The sequence below is a fragment of the Anoxybacillus sp. B2M1 genome, from assembly GCF_001634265.1.
Lineage (GTDB): Bacteria > Bacillota > Bacilli > Bacillales > Anoxybacillaceae > Anoxybacteroides > Anoxybacteroides rupiense.
In genome coordinates, this window is the sequence record NZ_CP015435.1 from 1,771,660 (window position 1) to 1,785,332 (window position 13,673).

The 13,673-nt window shown below is 41.9% G+C and carries 21 protein-coding genes; 7 read left to right on the forward strand and 14 right to left on the reverse strand.

Annotation, left to right across the window (positions count from 1 at the left end):
• Window positions 1-6: 6 nt before the first annotated feature.
• The 3 genes from GFC28_RS08525 to GFC28_RS08530 form a co-directional block, all read right to left on the reverse strand.
• Window positions 7-267, reverse strand: a complete 261-nt coding sequence (locus GFC28_RS08525) for a sporulation-specific transcription regulator SpoVIF (protein WP_044744180.1) — start codon at window positions 265-267, stop codon at window positions 7-9.
• Between the two features lie 114 nt (window positions 268-381).
• Window positions 382-519, reverse strand: coding sequence for a YjcZ family sporulation protein (locus GFC28_RS18830; RefSeq protein WP_080860649.1), 138 nt, complete (start codon window positions 517-519; stop codon window positions 382-384).
• A 67-nt stretch (window positions 520-586) separates the two neighbouring features.
• A complete protein-coding gene (locus GFC28_RS08530; protein WP_044744179.1) occupies window positions 587-826 on the reverse strand; it encodes a hypothetical protein in 240 nt (79 codons plus the stop codon).
• A 408-nt stretch (window positions 827-1,234) separates the two neighbouring features.
• Here GFC28_RS08530 and GFC28_RS08535 point away from each other — a divergent pair, with 408 nt between their 5' ends.
• On the forward strand, window positions 1,235-1,579 hold the full coding sequence (locus GFC28_RS08535; RefSeq protein WP_304440073.1) for a thioredoxin family protein: 345 nt from the start codon (window positions 1,235-1,237) through the stop codon (window positions 1,577-1,579).
• 152 nt (window positions 1,580-1,731) lie between these two features.
• On the opposite strand, the gene GFC28_RS19505 is transcribed toward GFC28_RS08535, so the two are convergent.
• The 11 genes from GFC28_RS19505 to GFC28_RS08585 form a co-directional block, all read right to left on the reverse strand.
• Entirely contained in the window at window positions 1,732-1,899 is a 168-nt protein-coding gene (locus GFC28_RS19505; RefSeq protein WP_172798647.1) for a hypothetical protein, read from the reverse strand.
• A 15-nt stretch (window positions 1,900-1,914) separates the two neighbouring features.
• On the reverse strand, window positions 1,915-2,775 hold the full coding sequence (locus tag GFC28_RS08540) for a DUF421 domain-containing protein (RefSeq protein ID WP_044744177.1): 861 nt from the start codon (window positions 2,773-2,775) through the stop codon (window positions 1,915-1,917).
• 12 nt (window positions 2,776-2,787) lie between these two features.
• Window positions 2,788-2,994 carry a DUF1657 domain-containing protein gene (locus GFC28_RS08545; RefSeq protein ID WP_044744176.1) on the reverse strand — a complete coding sequence of 69 codons (207 nt, stop codon included), beginning with the start codon at window positions 2,992-2,994 and terminating at the stop codon, window positions 2,788-2,790.
• An 11-nt stretch (window positions 2,995-3,005) separates the two neighbouring features.
• Window positions 3,006-3,362, reverse strand: coding sequence for a stage V sporulation protein AE (spoVAE, locus tag GFC28_RS08550; RefSeq protein ID WP_044744175.1), 357 nt, complete (start codon window positions 3,360-3,362; stop codon window positions 3,006-3,008).
• Window positions 3,359-4,378, reverse strand: coding sequence for a stage V sporulation protein AD (gene spoVAD / locus GFC28_RS08555; protein ID WP_044744174.1), 1,020 nt, complete (start codon window positions 4,376-4,378; stop codon window positions 3,359-3,361). Before spoVAD ends, spoVAE begins: the two co-directional genes overlap by 4 nt.
• Complete coding sequence (spoVAC, locus tag GFC28_RS08560) at window positions 4,375-4,857, reverse strand: stage V sporulation protein AC (protein WP_044744173.1); 483 nt, start codon at window positions 4,855-4,857, stop codon at window positions 4,375-4,377. The genes spoVAD and spoVAC overlap by 4 nt, the downstream gene beginning before the upstream one ends.
• 18 nt (window positions 4,858-4,875) lie before the next feature.
• Window positions 4,876-5,346 (reverse strand): YhcN/YlaJ family sporulation lipoprotein, encoded by a 471-nt coding sequence (locus GFC28_RS08565; protein WP_082063701.1) that lies wholly within the window; start codon window positions 5,344-5,346, stop codon window positions 4,876-4,878.
• Between the two features lie 120 nt (window positions 5,347-5,466).
• The gene (locus GFC28_RS08570) at window positions 5,467-5,670 is read right to left on the reverse strand and encodes a DUF1657 domain-containing protein (protein ID WP_044744172.1); all 204 of its coding nucleotides are present in this window, start codon (window positions 5,668-5,670) and stop codon (window positions 5,467-5,469) included.
• Window positions 5,671-5,790: 120 nt separating this feature from the next.
• Window positions 5,791-5,994, reverse strand: a complete 204-nt coding sequence (locus GFC28_RS08575; RefSeq protein ID WP_044744171.1) for a phage holin family protein — start codon at window positions 5,992-5,994, stop codon at window positions 5,791-5,793.
• Window positions 5,995-6,024: 30 nt separating this feature from the next.
• The gene (locus tag GFC28_RS08580) at window positions 6,025-6,243 is read right to left on the reverse strand and encodes a hypothetical protein (protein WP_044744170.1); all 219 of its coding nucleotides are present in this window, start codon (window positions 6,241-6,243) and stop codon (window positions 6,025-6,027) included.
• 310 nt (window positions 6,244-6,553) lie between these two features.
• A complete protein-coding gene (locus tag GFC28_RS08585) occupies window positions 6,554-7,006 on the reverse strand; it encodes a GAS domain-containing protein (RefSeq protein WP_052660983.1) in 453 nt (150 codons plus the stop codon).
• Window positions 7,007-7,208: 202 nt separating this feature from the next.
• Here GFC28_RS08585 and GFC28_RS08590 point away from each other — a divergent pair, with 202 nt between their 5' ends.
• The 6 genes from GFC28_RS08590 (at window position 7,209) to GFC28_RS08615 (ending at window position 13,415) form a co-directional block, all read left to right on the forward strand.
• Window positions 7,209-7,925 carry a BMQ_0737 family morphogenetic spore coat protein gene (locus tag GFC28_RS08590; protein WP_044744169.1) on the forward strand — a complete coding sequence of 239 codons (717 nt, stop codon included), beginning with the start codon at window positions 7,209-7,211 and terminating at the stop codon, window positions 7,923-7,925.
• Between the two features lie 318 nt (window positions 7,926-8,243).
• Window positions 8,244-9,029, forward strand: coding sequence for a hypothetical protein (locus GFC28_RS08595; RefSeq protein WP_044744168.1), 786 nt, complete (start codon window positions 8,244-8,246; stop codon window positions 9,027-9,029).
• A 163-nt stretch (window positions 9,030-9,192) separates the two neighbouring features.
• On the forward strand, window positions 9,193-9,516 hold the full coding sequence (locus GFC28_RS08600) for a hypothetical protein (protein ID WP_052660982.1): 324 nt from the start codon (window positions 9,193-9,195) through the stop codon (window positions 9,514-9,516).
• A gap of 517 nt (window positions 9,517-10,033) precedes the next feature.
• Window positions 10,034-11,323, forward strand: coding sequence for a UDP-glucose dehydrogenase family protein (locus GFC28_RS08605; RefSeq protein WP_044744167.1), 1,290 nt, complete (start codon window positions 10,034-10,036; stop codon window positions 11,321-11,323).
• Window positions 11,320-12,276: an NAD-dependent epimerase/dehydratase family protein gene (locus GFC28_RS08610; protein ID WP_044744166.1), complete on the forward strand. Its 957-nt coding sequence runs from the start codon at window positions 11,320-11,322 to the stop codon at window positions 12,274-12,276. The genes GFC28_RS08605 and GFC28_RS08610 overlap by 4 nt, the downstream gene beginning before the upstream one ends.
• Window positions 12,273-13,415: a glycosyltransferase family 4 protein gene (locus tag GFC28_RS08615; protein WP_044744165.1), complete on the forward strand. Its 1,143-nt coding sequence runs from the start codon at window positions 12,273-12,275 to the stop codon at window positions 13,413-13,415. The genes GFC28_RS08610 and GFC28_RS08615 overlap by 4 nt, the downstream gene beginning before the upstream one ends.
• Window positions 13,416-13,673 lie beyond the last annotated feature (258 nt).

Genomic DNA, 13,673 nt, shown 5'->3' on the forward strand with positions numbered 1-13,673 from the left:
TCCTCGTTACTTTTTGTTGTTGTTCAGCATATTCGCAATGGTATTAAAATCTAGTTGTTTACCGTTTTTGGTGATCATCTTCACAATTTGGTCTTCTAATTCTTTCGGCACTTTTCGATTAGCGATTTGCGCTACTCGCTTTACAACCCCGCGCACTGTTTGCTCATCTTTAAAGTTTGCGTTTTGTAATGAATTAGCCAGTTCAAATATATCTTTCATATTCACGCCTGTTTTCTTTTCAACGTTTTTAAAAAATTGGTTATCCATCTTTCCATCCTCCCTTTTACTATTACATCGTATGAAAAAACGAATAAGAAGTGCATCCATTCAAAGAAAAAGTACGAGCTGCTCTTTTCTCAACCAGCCCGTACCTTCGGTTCATTAACCTACAAACGCCGCACCCACGATAATTAACAAAATAAACAACACGACGATTAACACGAATGTAGAACCGTAACCATAACCGCCGCCGCCGTAGCCATAACCACCATAACCACCGTATCCACAATATCCAAACATTGCGTTGCACCTCCTTGCATGTTGGTAGTTCTATCGTATGCAGGAATGACGAAAACGGTATGGGCGCTTATGATTTAAAATTCCGGAAAATTCGCTCCATTTGTTTTCCTTTTTTCCCAAACCAGCTATTGATATAGCCGATATTTCCTTCAATATCTTTTAAAAATTGGCCGTTCATTTTTTCAATTTCCTTTATTTTTTGTTCAAATTCCTGTCCCCACTTTTCAAATCGTTTAATAAATTGGTCATGTCCTTCATGCTTAGATTTGGCGATATCCCGCAATGCTTTTTCAAATTTTTCGCTCATCCCTTCACCGCCTTTCTATCAGATTATTTATGCAAAAAGCCAAACAATGTGCGCGATAAATTCGGAAGATTAAAAAATTGGCATAAAAGTAAGGATGTTTTGAGAGCGGAAAGAAGCACTGACTTGCCTTCGGTTGTGGGAAAAACGGGGATTCTTCTTTTGAAATGATAATAGGTTCAATTTTCTGTTTGTTGAGCATGACGCATAAGTAGTGTGGATACCTCTCCATATTTATAAACCTGCCTATCATCATAATAGGCTATATGGACTCCAATAGGGTCAAGCAATGTCAATGGGTTTTTATTGGATCATCAACACATCTGTTATATTATCAACACTTGTGATAAGACCTATCGATTCTTTTTTACGAACAAAATATGATAAAGTAGAAGCGGATGAATTCAACATGTGAATAAGGAGGAATTTCGGTTGAAAGAGTTGCAAACCATTGATCAATTCCAAGAGGTCATTTCCGGGGAACAGCCGGTTATTGTCAAATTTTATACAACATGGTGTCCTGATTGTGTGCGCATGGATATGTTCATCGCTGATATTGTCAATGAATATTCACAATACGATTGGTTTCAAATCAATCGTGATCATGTGCCAGAGCTGGCTGAAAAATACCAGGTAATGGGCATTCCTAGCTTGCTTGTGTTTCAAAAAGGCGAAAAAACGGCTCATCTTCACAGCGCTAATGCTAAAACGCCTGAGGAAGTAAAAGAATTTTTACGATCCGTTTTCTCTAAATAAAGCGGAATAAGCCAGTGGAATTCATTCGTTTTCCCTCGCTCTTTCCGAGACCGCACGCATTATGCAACTACATCGCCAAAAAATAGCGTTTCGATCTACTTAAAAAGGGTGTCCCGAGGTTTTGCTAAATCGGGCACCCTTTTTACAAGATCCTAGTAGTCAATCTCTTCATACTCCTTTGGATGAGGCGTCACATGCTCGTCGTTGTATGTCCATTTAATGTCGATTTCTTCATCGGTCGTATAAGCGGGCTGTTCCGTCTCTTTTTTCTTTAACGATATTTTTATATCCTCATCTGTTGTTGTCACTTTTTTCTTCATTCAGGCCACTCCCTTTTAATTTTTTAATAACGGCTCTACTTTTGCCAACAGATTACGAATTTTTTCCGCATTTTTCTGATACATCGCCTTCGCTTCCTCTGCTTTTGTCTCTAAAGCAAAGATCTCAAAATCTGCCTCGACCTTTTTCAGAGCCGCCAGTAGCAGTTGCTTTTCTGACGCTTCCGGTATTTGAATTTTATCATCATATAAATCGACGGTTAGCTGGCCGTATGAATCCACTTGGGCAATAAAAACATTTTCCAACGTTACCCCTTGCTTCTCTAACTCCATTTGGAGCCATCTGCGATTTAATCCGGCAGTTGAGAGCGGTTCGTCTAGAATTTTTCCATCCATAATCACCGTCTGCGGCTCTTTTTCGTTTGGAGCATTTGGAAAGACATCGCCAACCGCTAGAGGCTGTTTTTCCCTTTTCAATAAAACGTTTAAATCTCCATTCGGTTCTAATACGGCAAATTCGACGTCCGCCAAACGAAATACGTCTTTTTTTCGCAGCTGCTCCATCAATTCATCAATCGTGTATTTTTCCTTTTTCAAGTTATCTTCTAATACTTTTCCGTTTTTAATGAAAACCGTTGAATTCCCTTCGACAAAATTGCGGAACTTTTTATTTTTCAATGAAATATACGAGACGGCAACAGGAACTAAAGACCATATTAAAATGCTGGGGATTCCTTCCCTTAGATTAATACTGAGGTCGACCGACATAGCTGCCGCAATATCGCCGACCGTAATCCCGACAATATATTCAAAAAAAGACAGCTTCGATAATTGTTTTTTTCCTAACATTCTTGTAATGATAAACAATCCGATCAAAATGGAAGCGGATCGTATCGATGCTTCTAACCATATTGGCATTGATCATGCTCCTTACTTTCCATGATATTGTGGTTCTTCTCGCTCTAATTGGCTAATGCGCTGCTTTAAATCAGCAATGATTTCCTCCGTTTTCATCATCGCCTCATGAAATGTTCGCTGCGCCTGTTCATCCCTTGAAGAAAGAGCGAATTGCTGAAAAGAAGCGCGAATACTTTTTAGGCTGGCCAAGCTTTGCTTAACTTGTGAAGCAACAGTCATAGCTTTCCTCCTTATCCTTTTGGGCGAAACAATAACGCGCCAATAAATCCAAAGACGATCGCGGCTGAAATTCCTGCGCTTGTGACCTCGAACATGCCCGTTAATACACCAATAATGCCGTGCTGTTCCCCTTCTTGAAGCGCTCCATGAACGAGAGCATTCCCAAAGCTTGTAATCGGAATGGTGGCGCCAGCTCCGGCAAAATCAATTAATGGCTCATATAAGCCAAAGCCATCCAAAACCGCACCAGCGACTACAAGAATGCTTAGTGTATGAGCTGGGGTCAGCTTAAACACATCCATCATAATTTGACCAATCACACAAATGATCCCACCAACCACAAACGCCCAAAAAAACATTCCCATCATTCTTCATCCCCTCCTCCATATTCAATCGCGACTGCATGCGCGATACATGGAATCGTTTCACCTTGCTGAAACGATAACGGCGATAATAAGGCTCCTGTTGCTACGACGAGGATTCTTTTCAATTCTCCTCGCTTCATGCGATTGAGCAAATGTCCATATACAACAGCTGCCGAGCACCCCGCACCGCTCGCTCCCGATAATACGGGCTGACCTTCACGATAAATCAGCAAGCCGCAATCTTGGTATTTTTCTTCATCAAGATTCAATCCATGCTCCCGCAATAAATCGAGCGACACTTCCCTTCCAATTTTTCCTAAGTCTCCAGTTACAATTAAGTCGTAATCCGAGCTGTCCATTTGCATATCGCGCAGATGCGCTTCAATCGTATCAACGGCAGCGGGCGCCATCGCTCCTCCCATGTTAAACGGATCCGTTAATCCCATATCCACCACGCGGCCCATTGTCGCAGCAACGATACGAGGTCCTGCTCCGCTGCTGCTGATTAGCGCTGCCCCGGCCCCTGTTACCGTCCATTGAGCCGTCGGCGGTTTTTGTCCGCCGTATTCAGTAGGGTAGCGAAATTGCTTTTCTACTGCTGTATTATGGCTTGACGCGCCCGTTAAAACATATTGCGCTCCGCCATGATTCACAATAAAGGCTCCAAGCGCAAGCCCTTCCATTGAAGTAGAGCAGGCTCCAAACACGCCAATATAAGGGGCGCCGATTGTTTTGGCCGCAAAGTTGGACGGTGTCATTTGGTTAATGAGATCACCGGCAATGATAAATTGTATATGTTCTTTTGTAATGTTGCCTTTTTCCATAGCTTTAAAAAAGGCTTCTTCCAGCAGCACTTTATGAGCCTTCTCGTATGATTCTTCCCCGAGCCAAAGGTCTTCATGCAGCAAATCAAAATCATCGGCAATGCGTCCGTTTGCTTCAAATGGCCCTCCGACTGCCGCTGCGGCCACAATGGCAGGCTTGTTCTCAAATATCCAGGTGCGATGTCCTTTCATCATCCGAGCCCACCCCATTTCACGGCAATCGTTTTAATTAAGGCAATGACAAAAGCAGCAAAGGTGCCAAATAAAATGACAGAACCCGCCAGCTTAAACATGTTGGAGCCGACTCCTAAAACAAATCCTTCTGTCCGATGTTCAATCGCTGCGGAAATGACGGCATTTCCAAATCCCGTTACCGGTACGGCTGTTCCAGCTCCAGCGAATTGAGCGATTCGGTCATAAATACCAAATCCAGTTAAAATCATCGACAAAAAGACCATCGTTGCCACGGTCGGATTGCCGACTGTTTGTTCAGTAAAATCAAAAAAATACATATAAAAATAAGAAACGGCCTGGCCGATTACACAAATCAACCCGCCTACGAAAAAAGCGCGAATACAATTTTTCAACACTGGACGCTTCGTTTCCCGTTCTTTTGCAAATGCTTGATAATCCTGCTGTACCGCCGTTAAATTTTTCCGTTTCTCATCTGCCATCTCGTTCACCCCTTTGGATTATGTGGTCTCTTCGCTCAGTTTCTTTAGTTTTTCGATTTCTTCATTCAGCTTGCGTTCTCCCATTCGCGTTTTTTGCAGCTGCTTTTTCAGCTCGTTCGTCTTCCAAAACAGCTTTAAATCGCTGGAGATTACGACTTGATGCTGTGGAAATCGTTCTTTCAGCTGCTTCTGCACCTCTTTTTCGATTTGTTTTTTATGAAAACGCTCCATGTGTTTGACTTGATAAGCAAGGAACAGTTTATTTTTCGTATTGACGGCCACTGCATCGCGAATCGCTTGTTTTTGCTTGATATCGTTCACCGCTTGTTGAGCGGCAGACTGGTCCATCGTTGCTGAATGCGCTGTTCCATCCGTATTTAATCGAATCATATTTTTTCCTTGGAGCGATTGGTCCTTCACTTCTGGCTCTCTTGCGCAACCAACGACAAAGAGGCTGCAAATCAGTAATAATGTCACCTTTTTCATCATTCTTCATCAACCCATTCATCTATGTATTTCGTTTGAAAAAAGGTTGGTGCTTAACCAACCTTTTAATCCTTGCAGGCGTGCTAACCTTTGTTGCGGAAACAAAAAACGCCTGCCACAGCTTTATTGATTATATTGCGGCTCTTCTTTTTGGATCTCTTGAACACGGGCGTTCACTAAATCAACAATGGCTTGCGTTTGTTGAGCTGCTTGCTGATAAAGCTGTTTTGCCGCTTTATTCTCGGTTTGAAGTGCAAATGTTTCGAAGCTTGCTTGAGCTGATTTTAATCCGGCAAGCGTTTGCTTTACTTGAGATGCTACTGTCACGTTCACAACCTCCTAAAAATTTTGATTACACTGTTAGAATGGGTTTTTGTAACAAAAATATAACTTCCATTTTTTTCTGAAATAAAAAACTGCCTCTTTACTATAGAGGCAGGATGTTGTTCATTCTTTTTTATCGGTTTTATCCAAATAACCACGCCCAATTGACGGATTATTGATGATTCCGGCTACAACCAAAATTCCTAGCAACGTTTCATACAGCTGTTCGTATTTTCCTAAATCAAGATCCACTCCGAATGTTTGCAACGCCAGTAAAATAAACGAACCAAGTGCTACCCAAAGCCCATAGTTTTTAAATCGTTCCATTTCTCCTCAGCTCCATTTTCACTTATTCCATTAAAACCATGAAAAAGGTCTTCTGTTTTCGTCTCCATCATTCTCTTCTGAATGATGGTCTTTATGCGTTTCCTCTGCTTCCATCTCGCCACTCTCTACATGGCGCGGCGGTGAGAGCCACGGATCGTGGATGCGGCCCTTTGGAGAAATAATGACATCATCAGCGTGGATAATTAATTTATCAACGTGGATGACACGAGGCTTTTTATTTTCGGACATCTTCGCTTCCTCCCTTGTAATTTAAGCTTTTTGCATTGTTAGACTATGCAACTGTCACGCTTATGGTATAGGCGTTTTTCATAAAAAAGGATGATCTTTCCGATAATCCTTGCAGCTTCGTTCATTTTTTTCTAATCGTCTTTCCACATCCGCATCCACCAGATTTTTTTCCTTTAGATGATGAGTGGATCGAATAGGATTTCGACCCATTGATAACAATCGGCTTTTTCCCTTTCATCGCTCTATGACCTCCAAGTGTTGGGTTGTTACTATTCTATGAAGGCAGCAGAGCGTTGGTACCAGGCAAACTTTATTTTTCTTCCGTTCCTTCACTAAAGGAAAAAGGAGCTGAAGATGGAGGAGAATCATTTTTTTCCTTTCTTTTGATAATCGCATTTTGTTGTCGCAGCGTGTGGAAAAACCAATTCTCTCCTTCCTCTGTTGGAAAATGGATTTTGAATTGTGCTAAACGCCGTTCCAGCTCTTCTTTTTCTTGCTGAAGTTTCGTTAACTCTTCGTACCGTTTTTCACTTTGCCAAGCAAGCTCTTTTAAAATGATATTTTCAGCCACCACTTCTTCTATTTGCTTTGTTAACTCTCTTACTTTAGCTTCTGCCCTTTCCAGTTCCTCTGTGAGTCGTTTATTTTCCAGCTTGAGCGCGTTAGAATCGTTTCGCTGCGCTTCATATTGCGCCAGTTTGGACTGCAAATCCGCCATTTTTTGCTTCAATACCATAACATCCTCTTGTGGTTTTGAGTTCACCGCTATTCTCCTCCTTAAAAAATCATGTGATTCTAATACATACAAATTCAACCCGTTCTCCTTTTAGACCAAAAAAATGAAATTTCCGCTTTTATCACGGCACATTTACCCAGCTTTTTCATAGTATACAGTAGTCGTAACCTCCGCTACGATTTATTTCATTCATTACAGCGGAGAAAACTTTAAATAGGAGGAAAGAGTTATGAGTCACTCTCATCATAAAGAAAAAGTATGTATTAAAACTCGCAAAGTGTATGACTGGGTTACTCGCCAGGTCGATGTGCCGCTAAGAAGCTTTAACGATGATGAATTAGAAGCCGTCTTTCCAGAAGATCGCTGCCCGCGACATCATAAAAACATTTGTGATTTCTTGGCTTCCAATGATTTGAACGCTCAAGATTTCATGATCCGCTGCTTCTTATCCGACGAGGATGGAAATCGAATCGATCCTGTAGTGGATAACGATGCGCTTATCTGCCAAGAAATCATCCAATCCAATGGCCGGCAGCCTGTCAATGTTACTCTGCCATCTGGGGATCAAGTCACATTGCAAAAAGTGAAAGTGCTTGTGAAAGGGCACGTTGTTGTACAAATTTTAAATGCGAACGGACATATTGTCGGCGAGTCAGCCCCTATTCCGTTTGCTACTGCCCAAACCTTTATTTTATGCGCTCCTGAAGGAACATCGCTTGACTGCCATATTTCCTTCTTCGAATGCGATGCCAGCTTGATCTGCACAAACAACTTTTCACAATTAGATGTTTCCATCACATTGTGCTTAGAAGTGCAAATTGAAGCGGATGTGAAAATTGAGGTAGAAGGTCGTTTTTGCAGACCACGTGAAGAAATTTTGGAAGCAACACTTTGCCCTACTGATAACTTCCCGCCTCAATGTCCTGAAGTATTCCCAAGTCATTAAATCTCTTTGCGAGTTAGGCTGTTGCTCCATACAACAGCCTTTTTTATTTGCAGATTCACAGCAAGAAAAACAGGGAGAATGTTTGGATCCACGATCATATAAGGTGAAGCTTCCCCTTTTGATTTTTATAAGACTTTAAGCAAGCCAGCCTTGGAAACATCCTTGTGGCATTCTATTACAACTTATACAGTCGTATTCATTTTCTTTTTTCATATATATATATCAAGAGTACAAATGAATCCATTATGACGGATTCGAAATGCCTGTCGAACCAAGGACTCGTTTGACGTATTCAGCCTGTTAAGGAGGGTGGAGATCATGGGACAAAACCCCCCGAACCACCAAATTCAATTGCAGCAAAAAATTATCCATTACCGTTCAGAAATTGCTAAATATGAAACTCAGTTAAAAGCGCTCGAAACAGAGCTGCAAAAAGAAAGACTCCGCAATGAATATTTGCTCGACAAGCTTCATTTGACTGAAACGACGCATATTGAGCCTTACGAAAAAAAGATCGCTCAGCTCGAACAGCAAATGTTATCGTACGAGGTAGCCCTTGAAGAGGCTGAACGGCAAATTCAGCATCTAAAGCAATTGAAGTATACCGAACATGAAGAAAAAACGGTTCCTGCGGTGACGAAAGCCCAAGCCTTTTTTGCCTACTCGCTCCTTCTTCCTGAAACAAGCGAAGAAGAAATCATTGTCATTGGCGATTTTGTTATTCAAAATATTGGAAATGAACCACTAAGTAATTTGATTGTTTGCATCCGCTCTTCCCCAAAAAGAGCAGGTGAACTTAGCGGTAAAATCGCAACGAAGCCTCTTCCGGCTGACTCTCATGCTTCTGACGCAGCGAATGAAACCATGTTGGAATGGACATTTGCCTACGAGGATTGGAAAGAGAAAATCAAAGAGGGAGAATACTGGCTGAAGCCGACCCATATGAAAAAGCTGATGCCAAATGAAGAACTGCGCTTTTCCCACTTCGAAATGAGAATTAACCAAATAGAAGATATCCGCTCCGTTGTCGTAAACGGCTTCGTTTACTGCAATGAAATACCGCGCGGGCTGGCGTCATTAAATCATATTATTATTAACCTATGATCCCCTCTGTTTTCCATCAACAGAGGGGCTTTTTATTTAAGTTCTCTTTTCATCTCGAATATCAGAGCAAGCCGCATTAGGCGTTGGTCTAAACCGTTTTTCCCTTTCAGTCATATAATGTCACTAGCTATTTTTACTATCGTCTACAAGGGAGTGACAGAGCATGTATCGGGTATTCATTCATCCGCAGCTATTAAAGAAAAAAACAAAGAAAAGCCACGCAGTCTCACCAGTCGCCAATGAAGCAAAGCAGCAATTAGTCGGCTTGCCACCAGGAACAGAGCTTAACGTTCATACTGCTGGCCAAACCTATTATAACGCCCTCTTCCAGTCATTTAACGAACAGACGGAAGAAGTTTCCTTATTAATCGATCCATTTTATAAGGACGGCGGCCAGATTATATGTGTTAAAAGCAGCGACATCCTTTCTCTTGATTTTCCTGTTTCGGAAAATAAGAGTCATTTCGCGGACAAAGAAGACGAATAATTGTATGCAGCCAGGTGGTAAACCTGGTTTTTTATTTGCTGTTATAATGGCAATTTTTCTTATAAAATAGGCTTTTGCCATATTTCCGATAAAGAATGTCCTCACATACACTATCACAAATAGTGCTCATCCTGCCCATTCGCACTTGGATCCGTGATTTTCTAATTCAATCATCACCCGTCACAACTAGCTTACGCTTTCATTGGCACATATTCACTCAGCAAAAGCAAGGCCTCGTCATCAAGGAAACGCTCAAGCACAAGCGATGACGGTTTTATATATGCTTGATCAAACGTTATTAAAAAACGGCCTCATACTAACGCAAAGATGCAGCAACTATCGAAAAAGAAAGTGATTGATGTTTTTGACCATCAGCAATAAGAATACAATTCGCCTCCATCACATATGTGCATGACGAAATAACAAGTCGATGACTTGCCCTCATCCCACTAACCAAACATCAATTTCTCGATTGTGGCTCCAAACAGATTCATTTGTTAAAAAAGGGGTGTTTCTAATGAATGTATGCATTGTCGGAACTGGATACGTCGGATTAACAACAGCGGCGGTTTTAGCTGAACTCGGCCACCAAGTATGCTGTGTCGATCAAAACCATGACAAAATCGAGCAGCTAAACCGCGGATATATTCCGATTTATGAACCCAATCTAAAAGAAATAATAGAGAAAAATCGCGGTCGTCTCACTTTTACAAACGGCCTTGATCTAGGCATCAAACACGCTTCTATAGTTATCATTTGTGTCGGTACTCCTTCTTTAACAGACGGACGGACGGATTTAACCTACATCCAATCAGCCATTGACCATTTAGCGCTCCATATCGACTCCTATAAAACGATTATTATTAAAAGCACGGTGCCTCCTGGAACAACCGAACAGCTCTATATCCAATTATTGGAGAAAGGAGTGCCGAACCATTTATTTTCTATTGCTGCAAATCCTGAATTTTTAAGGGAAGGCTCAGCCATCTTCGATATGCTGCACGCGGACAAAATTGTCATTGGACTCCGTCCGGATGACCAGCGATCGCTCCCGATTATGAAAAGCTTATATGCCGGGATCTCTTGTCCATATGTGATTACAAGCCTCACAGGGGCAGAAATGATTAAATACGCTTCTAATGCCTTTTTGGCGACAAAAATTTCTTTCATAAATGAAATGGCACGCATCTGTGACGCCGTCGGCGCGAATATACACGATGTCGCCAAAGGCATTGGATATGATCCGCGGATTGGCCCCCATTTTTTGCAAGCAGGACTTGGGTACGGCGGATCATGTTTTCCGAAAGATGTAAAATCACTCGAGCAAGTTGCTCATTCCCAAAAGATTACCCCTCATCTTTTACAAGCGGTTCAGCTAATTAATGATTCTCAAGTGGATCTTTACATTCAAAAGCTGCAACAAGCAGTCAACCATTTATCTGATCAAACCATTGCGGTTCTAGGAATCGCTTTTAAGCCCAATACCGACGATACTCGCCACTCTCCTGCAGAACACCTTATTCGAAAGCTTAGCGAAGCCGGCTGCATCGTCCGTGCCTATGATCCGAAAGCGAAGCTAGATAGCAGCCATCAGCCAAACGTAACGCAAACCGATACCCTCCAAGAAGCAGTTGAAGGCGCAGATATCTTAATCATCGCCACTGATTGGCAAGAGTTTCAGCAATTAAATTGGCGAGAAATAAAAGCGCAAATGAACGGCCCCATTGTGCTTGACGCAAGAAATTGCCTCAGACGTCAAGACATTGAACAATGGGGACTACAATATATAGGAGTTGGTTGTGGATGAAAATCGTGGTCACGGGAGCGGCAGGCTTTATCGGCTCTCATTTATGCGAAAAATTATTAGAAGACGAGCAAAACATTGTCATAGGCATTGATGGCTTTATCGGCCCTACTCCCATCCATCTAAAATCCTTTAACATGGACTCGCTTTGTTCGCATCCAAGGTTTACGATGCTTGCCCAAGACCTTTTCATGATTGATTTAGAGGCTCTCTTAAAAGATGTAGACATCATTTATCATTTAGCAGGGATGCCAGGTGTTCGCACAAGCTGGGGAAAGGAGTTTGAAGCATACATTCTTCATAATATTTCTTCGACTCAACGGCTGCTGGAAGCATGTAAAAATTCGCCTATCAAGCAATTTATTTATGCTTCCACCTCCTCGGTATATGGAGAAAAAACCGGAAAGCTCTCAGAAACAGCAGAGACGGCCCCTCTTTCTCCCTATGGTATTACAAAATTAACAGGAGAGCATTTATGTCGCGTATATCATACCTCATTCGGAATTCCGACCGTTGTTTTACGCTACTTTACTGTTTATGGTCCGAGGCAGCGTCCTGATATGTCATTTCATCGCTTTATTAAACAATTGTTAACGAAGCAACCGATCACGATTTTCGGCGATGGAATGCAATCGCGTGATTTTACTTACATTTCTGATTGTATAGCAGGAACCATTTCAGTCTTGGGCAAACGCCATATCATTGGCAAAACATTTAATATCGGGGGAAAAGAAAAAGCATCCATTAATGAAGTCATTGATTTGCTTGAAGAATTGACAGGAATAAAGGCCGACAGACATTACTTCCCTTCAGCGCTTGGCGAACCCAAACATACTTGGGCCGATCTTTCAATGGCAGAACAAGATTTGCATTATTCCCCAAAAATAACGCTAAAAGAAGGATTAAGACGTGAAATCGAGTATATTCGTTCCATCTATCAGGTGGACCTGCCATGAATATCGCTTACATTTGTACAGAAAAGCTGCCTTCCCCTGCCATAAAAGGGGGAGCGATTCAGCTTATGATCGACGGAATCGCTCCGTTTATATCACAAACAAACAAGCTTACGATTTTTTCCATTACCGATCCGCTTTTACCTGTAAGAGAATGTAGAAATGGAATCGAGTATATTCGTTTTCCGAAAGAAACATATGAGCATGATGTGGCCGCCGAACTAGCGAAACATTCATTTGATGTGATTCATGTATTTAATCGTCCAGCCCATATAGCCAAATATAAAGAAGCCGCCAAACAAAGCTCATTTGTTCTCAGCCTTCATAACGATATGTTTTCTCCACTCAAACTATGTAAAGAAAAAGCGGAGCAAGCTTTGCAGAGCAGCACACTCATTACCGCAGTTAGCGAATATATCAAACAAACAGTGATTAGGAGATATCATATCCCGGAGCAAAAAATTCGTGTTGCTTATTCAGGGGTCGATTTAGAAAAATATGTCCCTATCTGGACAGAGGAAGGCGAGCGCATTCGCCGCCAGCTTCGCCAAACATTCGGCATTGATGATCAAAAGGTAATCGTGTTCATCGGAAGGTTAAGCAAAACAAAAGGGCCGCACTTGCTTATTCAATGTATGCCTGATCTCCTTTTGCGTCATCCGGATGCACGATTGGTCATTGTCGGCGGAAAATGGTTTAGCGAAAACACGTGGGATGATTACGTAAGCATGCTTCATCGCTTGTCTGCTCCGCTTAAAAACCATATTATATTTACAAACTATATTCCCTCTGAACAAATTCCTCGCATGTTTTTAATCGGTGATGTATTTGTTTGCAGTTCACAATGGCATGAACCGCTTGCGCGTGTCCATTATGAAGCAATGGCAGCAGGAATCCCGATTATTACCACCAATCGCGGCGGAAATCCGGAAATTATCCGTCATCTGGAAAACGGATTTGTCATCAATCATTATCACGACGCCACTGCTTTTTCAAAAGCGATTGATTATATGTTCACTCATCCGGAAAAAGCACAAGAAATGGCGCGCATCGGCAGGGAGGAGGTGGAAAGACAGTTTCAATTTCGGCATGTCGCCCAGCGCTTTGCGGCGATATATGAAGAAGCGTTGACAAACCATTGACTTCATTAGCGAATGCTTCTCTTTTAACATTCTTCAGTCGAGAAGTCTTCCACTTCTAAATCTTGCGAAGCTTGATGAAAGTGGGAGATGAATCGACTTCGGACAAGGACAGGCTTTTGCCTGTTCAATTGTCTGACCCTGTGGTAAAATAAACCTATGTCGTTCTTTCATAACTGGATATAGGAGGTTGCATGGAGAAAATAAAATGCGAAAACCAAGCTGATCCTTCCATGCGTAAAATATCCAAGGTACAAAAGA

Bases quoted from the DNA above. Each gene is read 5' to 3' on its own strand.
- GFC28_RS08525 (WP_044744180.1), bottom strand. From the start codon at position 267: ATGGATAACCAATTTTTTAAAAACGTTGAAAAGAAAACAGGCGTGAAT.
- GFC28_RS18830 (WP_080860649.1), bottom strand. From the start codon at position 519: ATGTTTGGATATTGTGGATACGGTGGTTATGGTGGTTATGGCTACGGC.
- GFC28_RS08530 (WP_044744179.1), bottom strand. From the start codon at position 826: ATGAGCGAAAAATTTGAAAAAGCATTGCGGGATATCGCCAAATCTAAG.
- GFC28_RS19505 (WP_172798647.1), bottom strand. From the start codon at position 1,899: ATGAAGAAAAAAGTGACAACAACAGATGAGGATATAAAAATATCGTTA.
- GFC28_RS08540 (WP_044744177.1), bottom strand. From the start codon at position 2,775: ATGCCAATATGGTTAGAAGCATCGATACGATCCGCTTCCATTTTGATC.
- GFC28_RS08545 (WP_044744176.1), bottom strand. From the start codon at position 2,994: ATGACTGTTGCTTCACAAGTTAAGCAAAGCTTGGCCAGCCTAAAAAGT.
- spoVAE (WP_044744175.1), bottom strand. From the start codon at position 3,362: ATGATGGGAATGTTTTTTTGGGCGTTTGTGGTTGGTGGGATCATTTGT.
- spoVAD (WP_044744174.1), bottom strand. From the start codon at position 4,378: ATGATGAAAGGACATCGCACCTGGATATTTGAGAACAAGCCTGCCATT.
- spoVAC (WP_044744173.1), bottom strand. From the start codon at position 4,857: ATGGCAGATGAGAAACGGAAAAATTTAACGGCGGTACAGCAGGATTAT.
- GFC28_RS08565 (WP_082063701.1), bottom strand. From the start codon at position 5,346: ATGATGAAAAAGGTGACATTATTACTGATTTGCAGCCTCTTTGTCGTT.
- GFC28_RS08575 (WP_044744171.1), bottom strand. From the start codon at position 5,994: ATGGAACGATTTAAAAACTATGGGCTTTGGGTAGCACTTGGTTCGTTT.
- GFC28_RS08580 (WP_044744170.1), bottom strand. From the start codon at position 6,243: ATGTCCGAAAATAAAAAGCCTCGTGTCATCCACGTTGATAAATTAATT.
- GFC28_RS08590 (WP_044744169.1), top strand. From the start codon at position 7,209: ATGAGTCACTCTCATCATAAAGAAAAAGTATGTATTAAAACTCGCAAA.
- GFC28_RS08595 (WP_044744168.1), top strand. From the start codon at position 8,244: ATGGGACAAAACCCCCCGAACCACCAAATTCAATTGCAGCAAAAAATT.
- GFC28_RS08600 (WP_052660982.1), top strand. From the start codon at position 9,193: ATGTATCGGGTATTCATTCATCCGCAGCTATTAAAGAAAAAAACAAAG.
- GFC28_RS08605 (WP_044744167.1), top strand. From the start codon at position 10,034: ATGAATGTATGCATTGTCGGAACTGGATACGTCGGATTAACAACAGCG.
- GFC28_RS08610 (WP_044744166.1), top strand. From the start codon at position 11,320: ATGAAAATCGTGGTCACGGGAGCGGCAGGCTTTATCGGCTCTCATTTA.
- GFC28_RS08615 (WP_044744165.1), top strand. From the start codon at position 12,273: ATGAATATCGCTTACATTTGTACAGAAAAGCTGCCTTCCCCTGCCATA.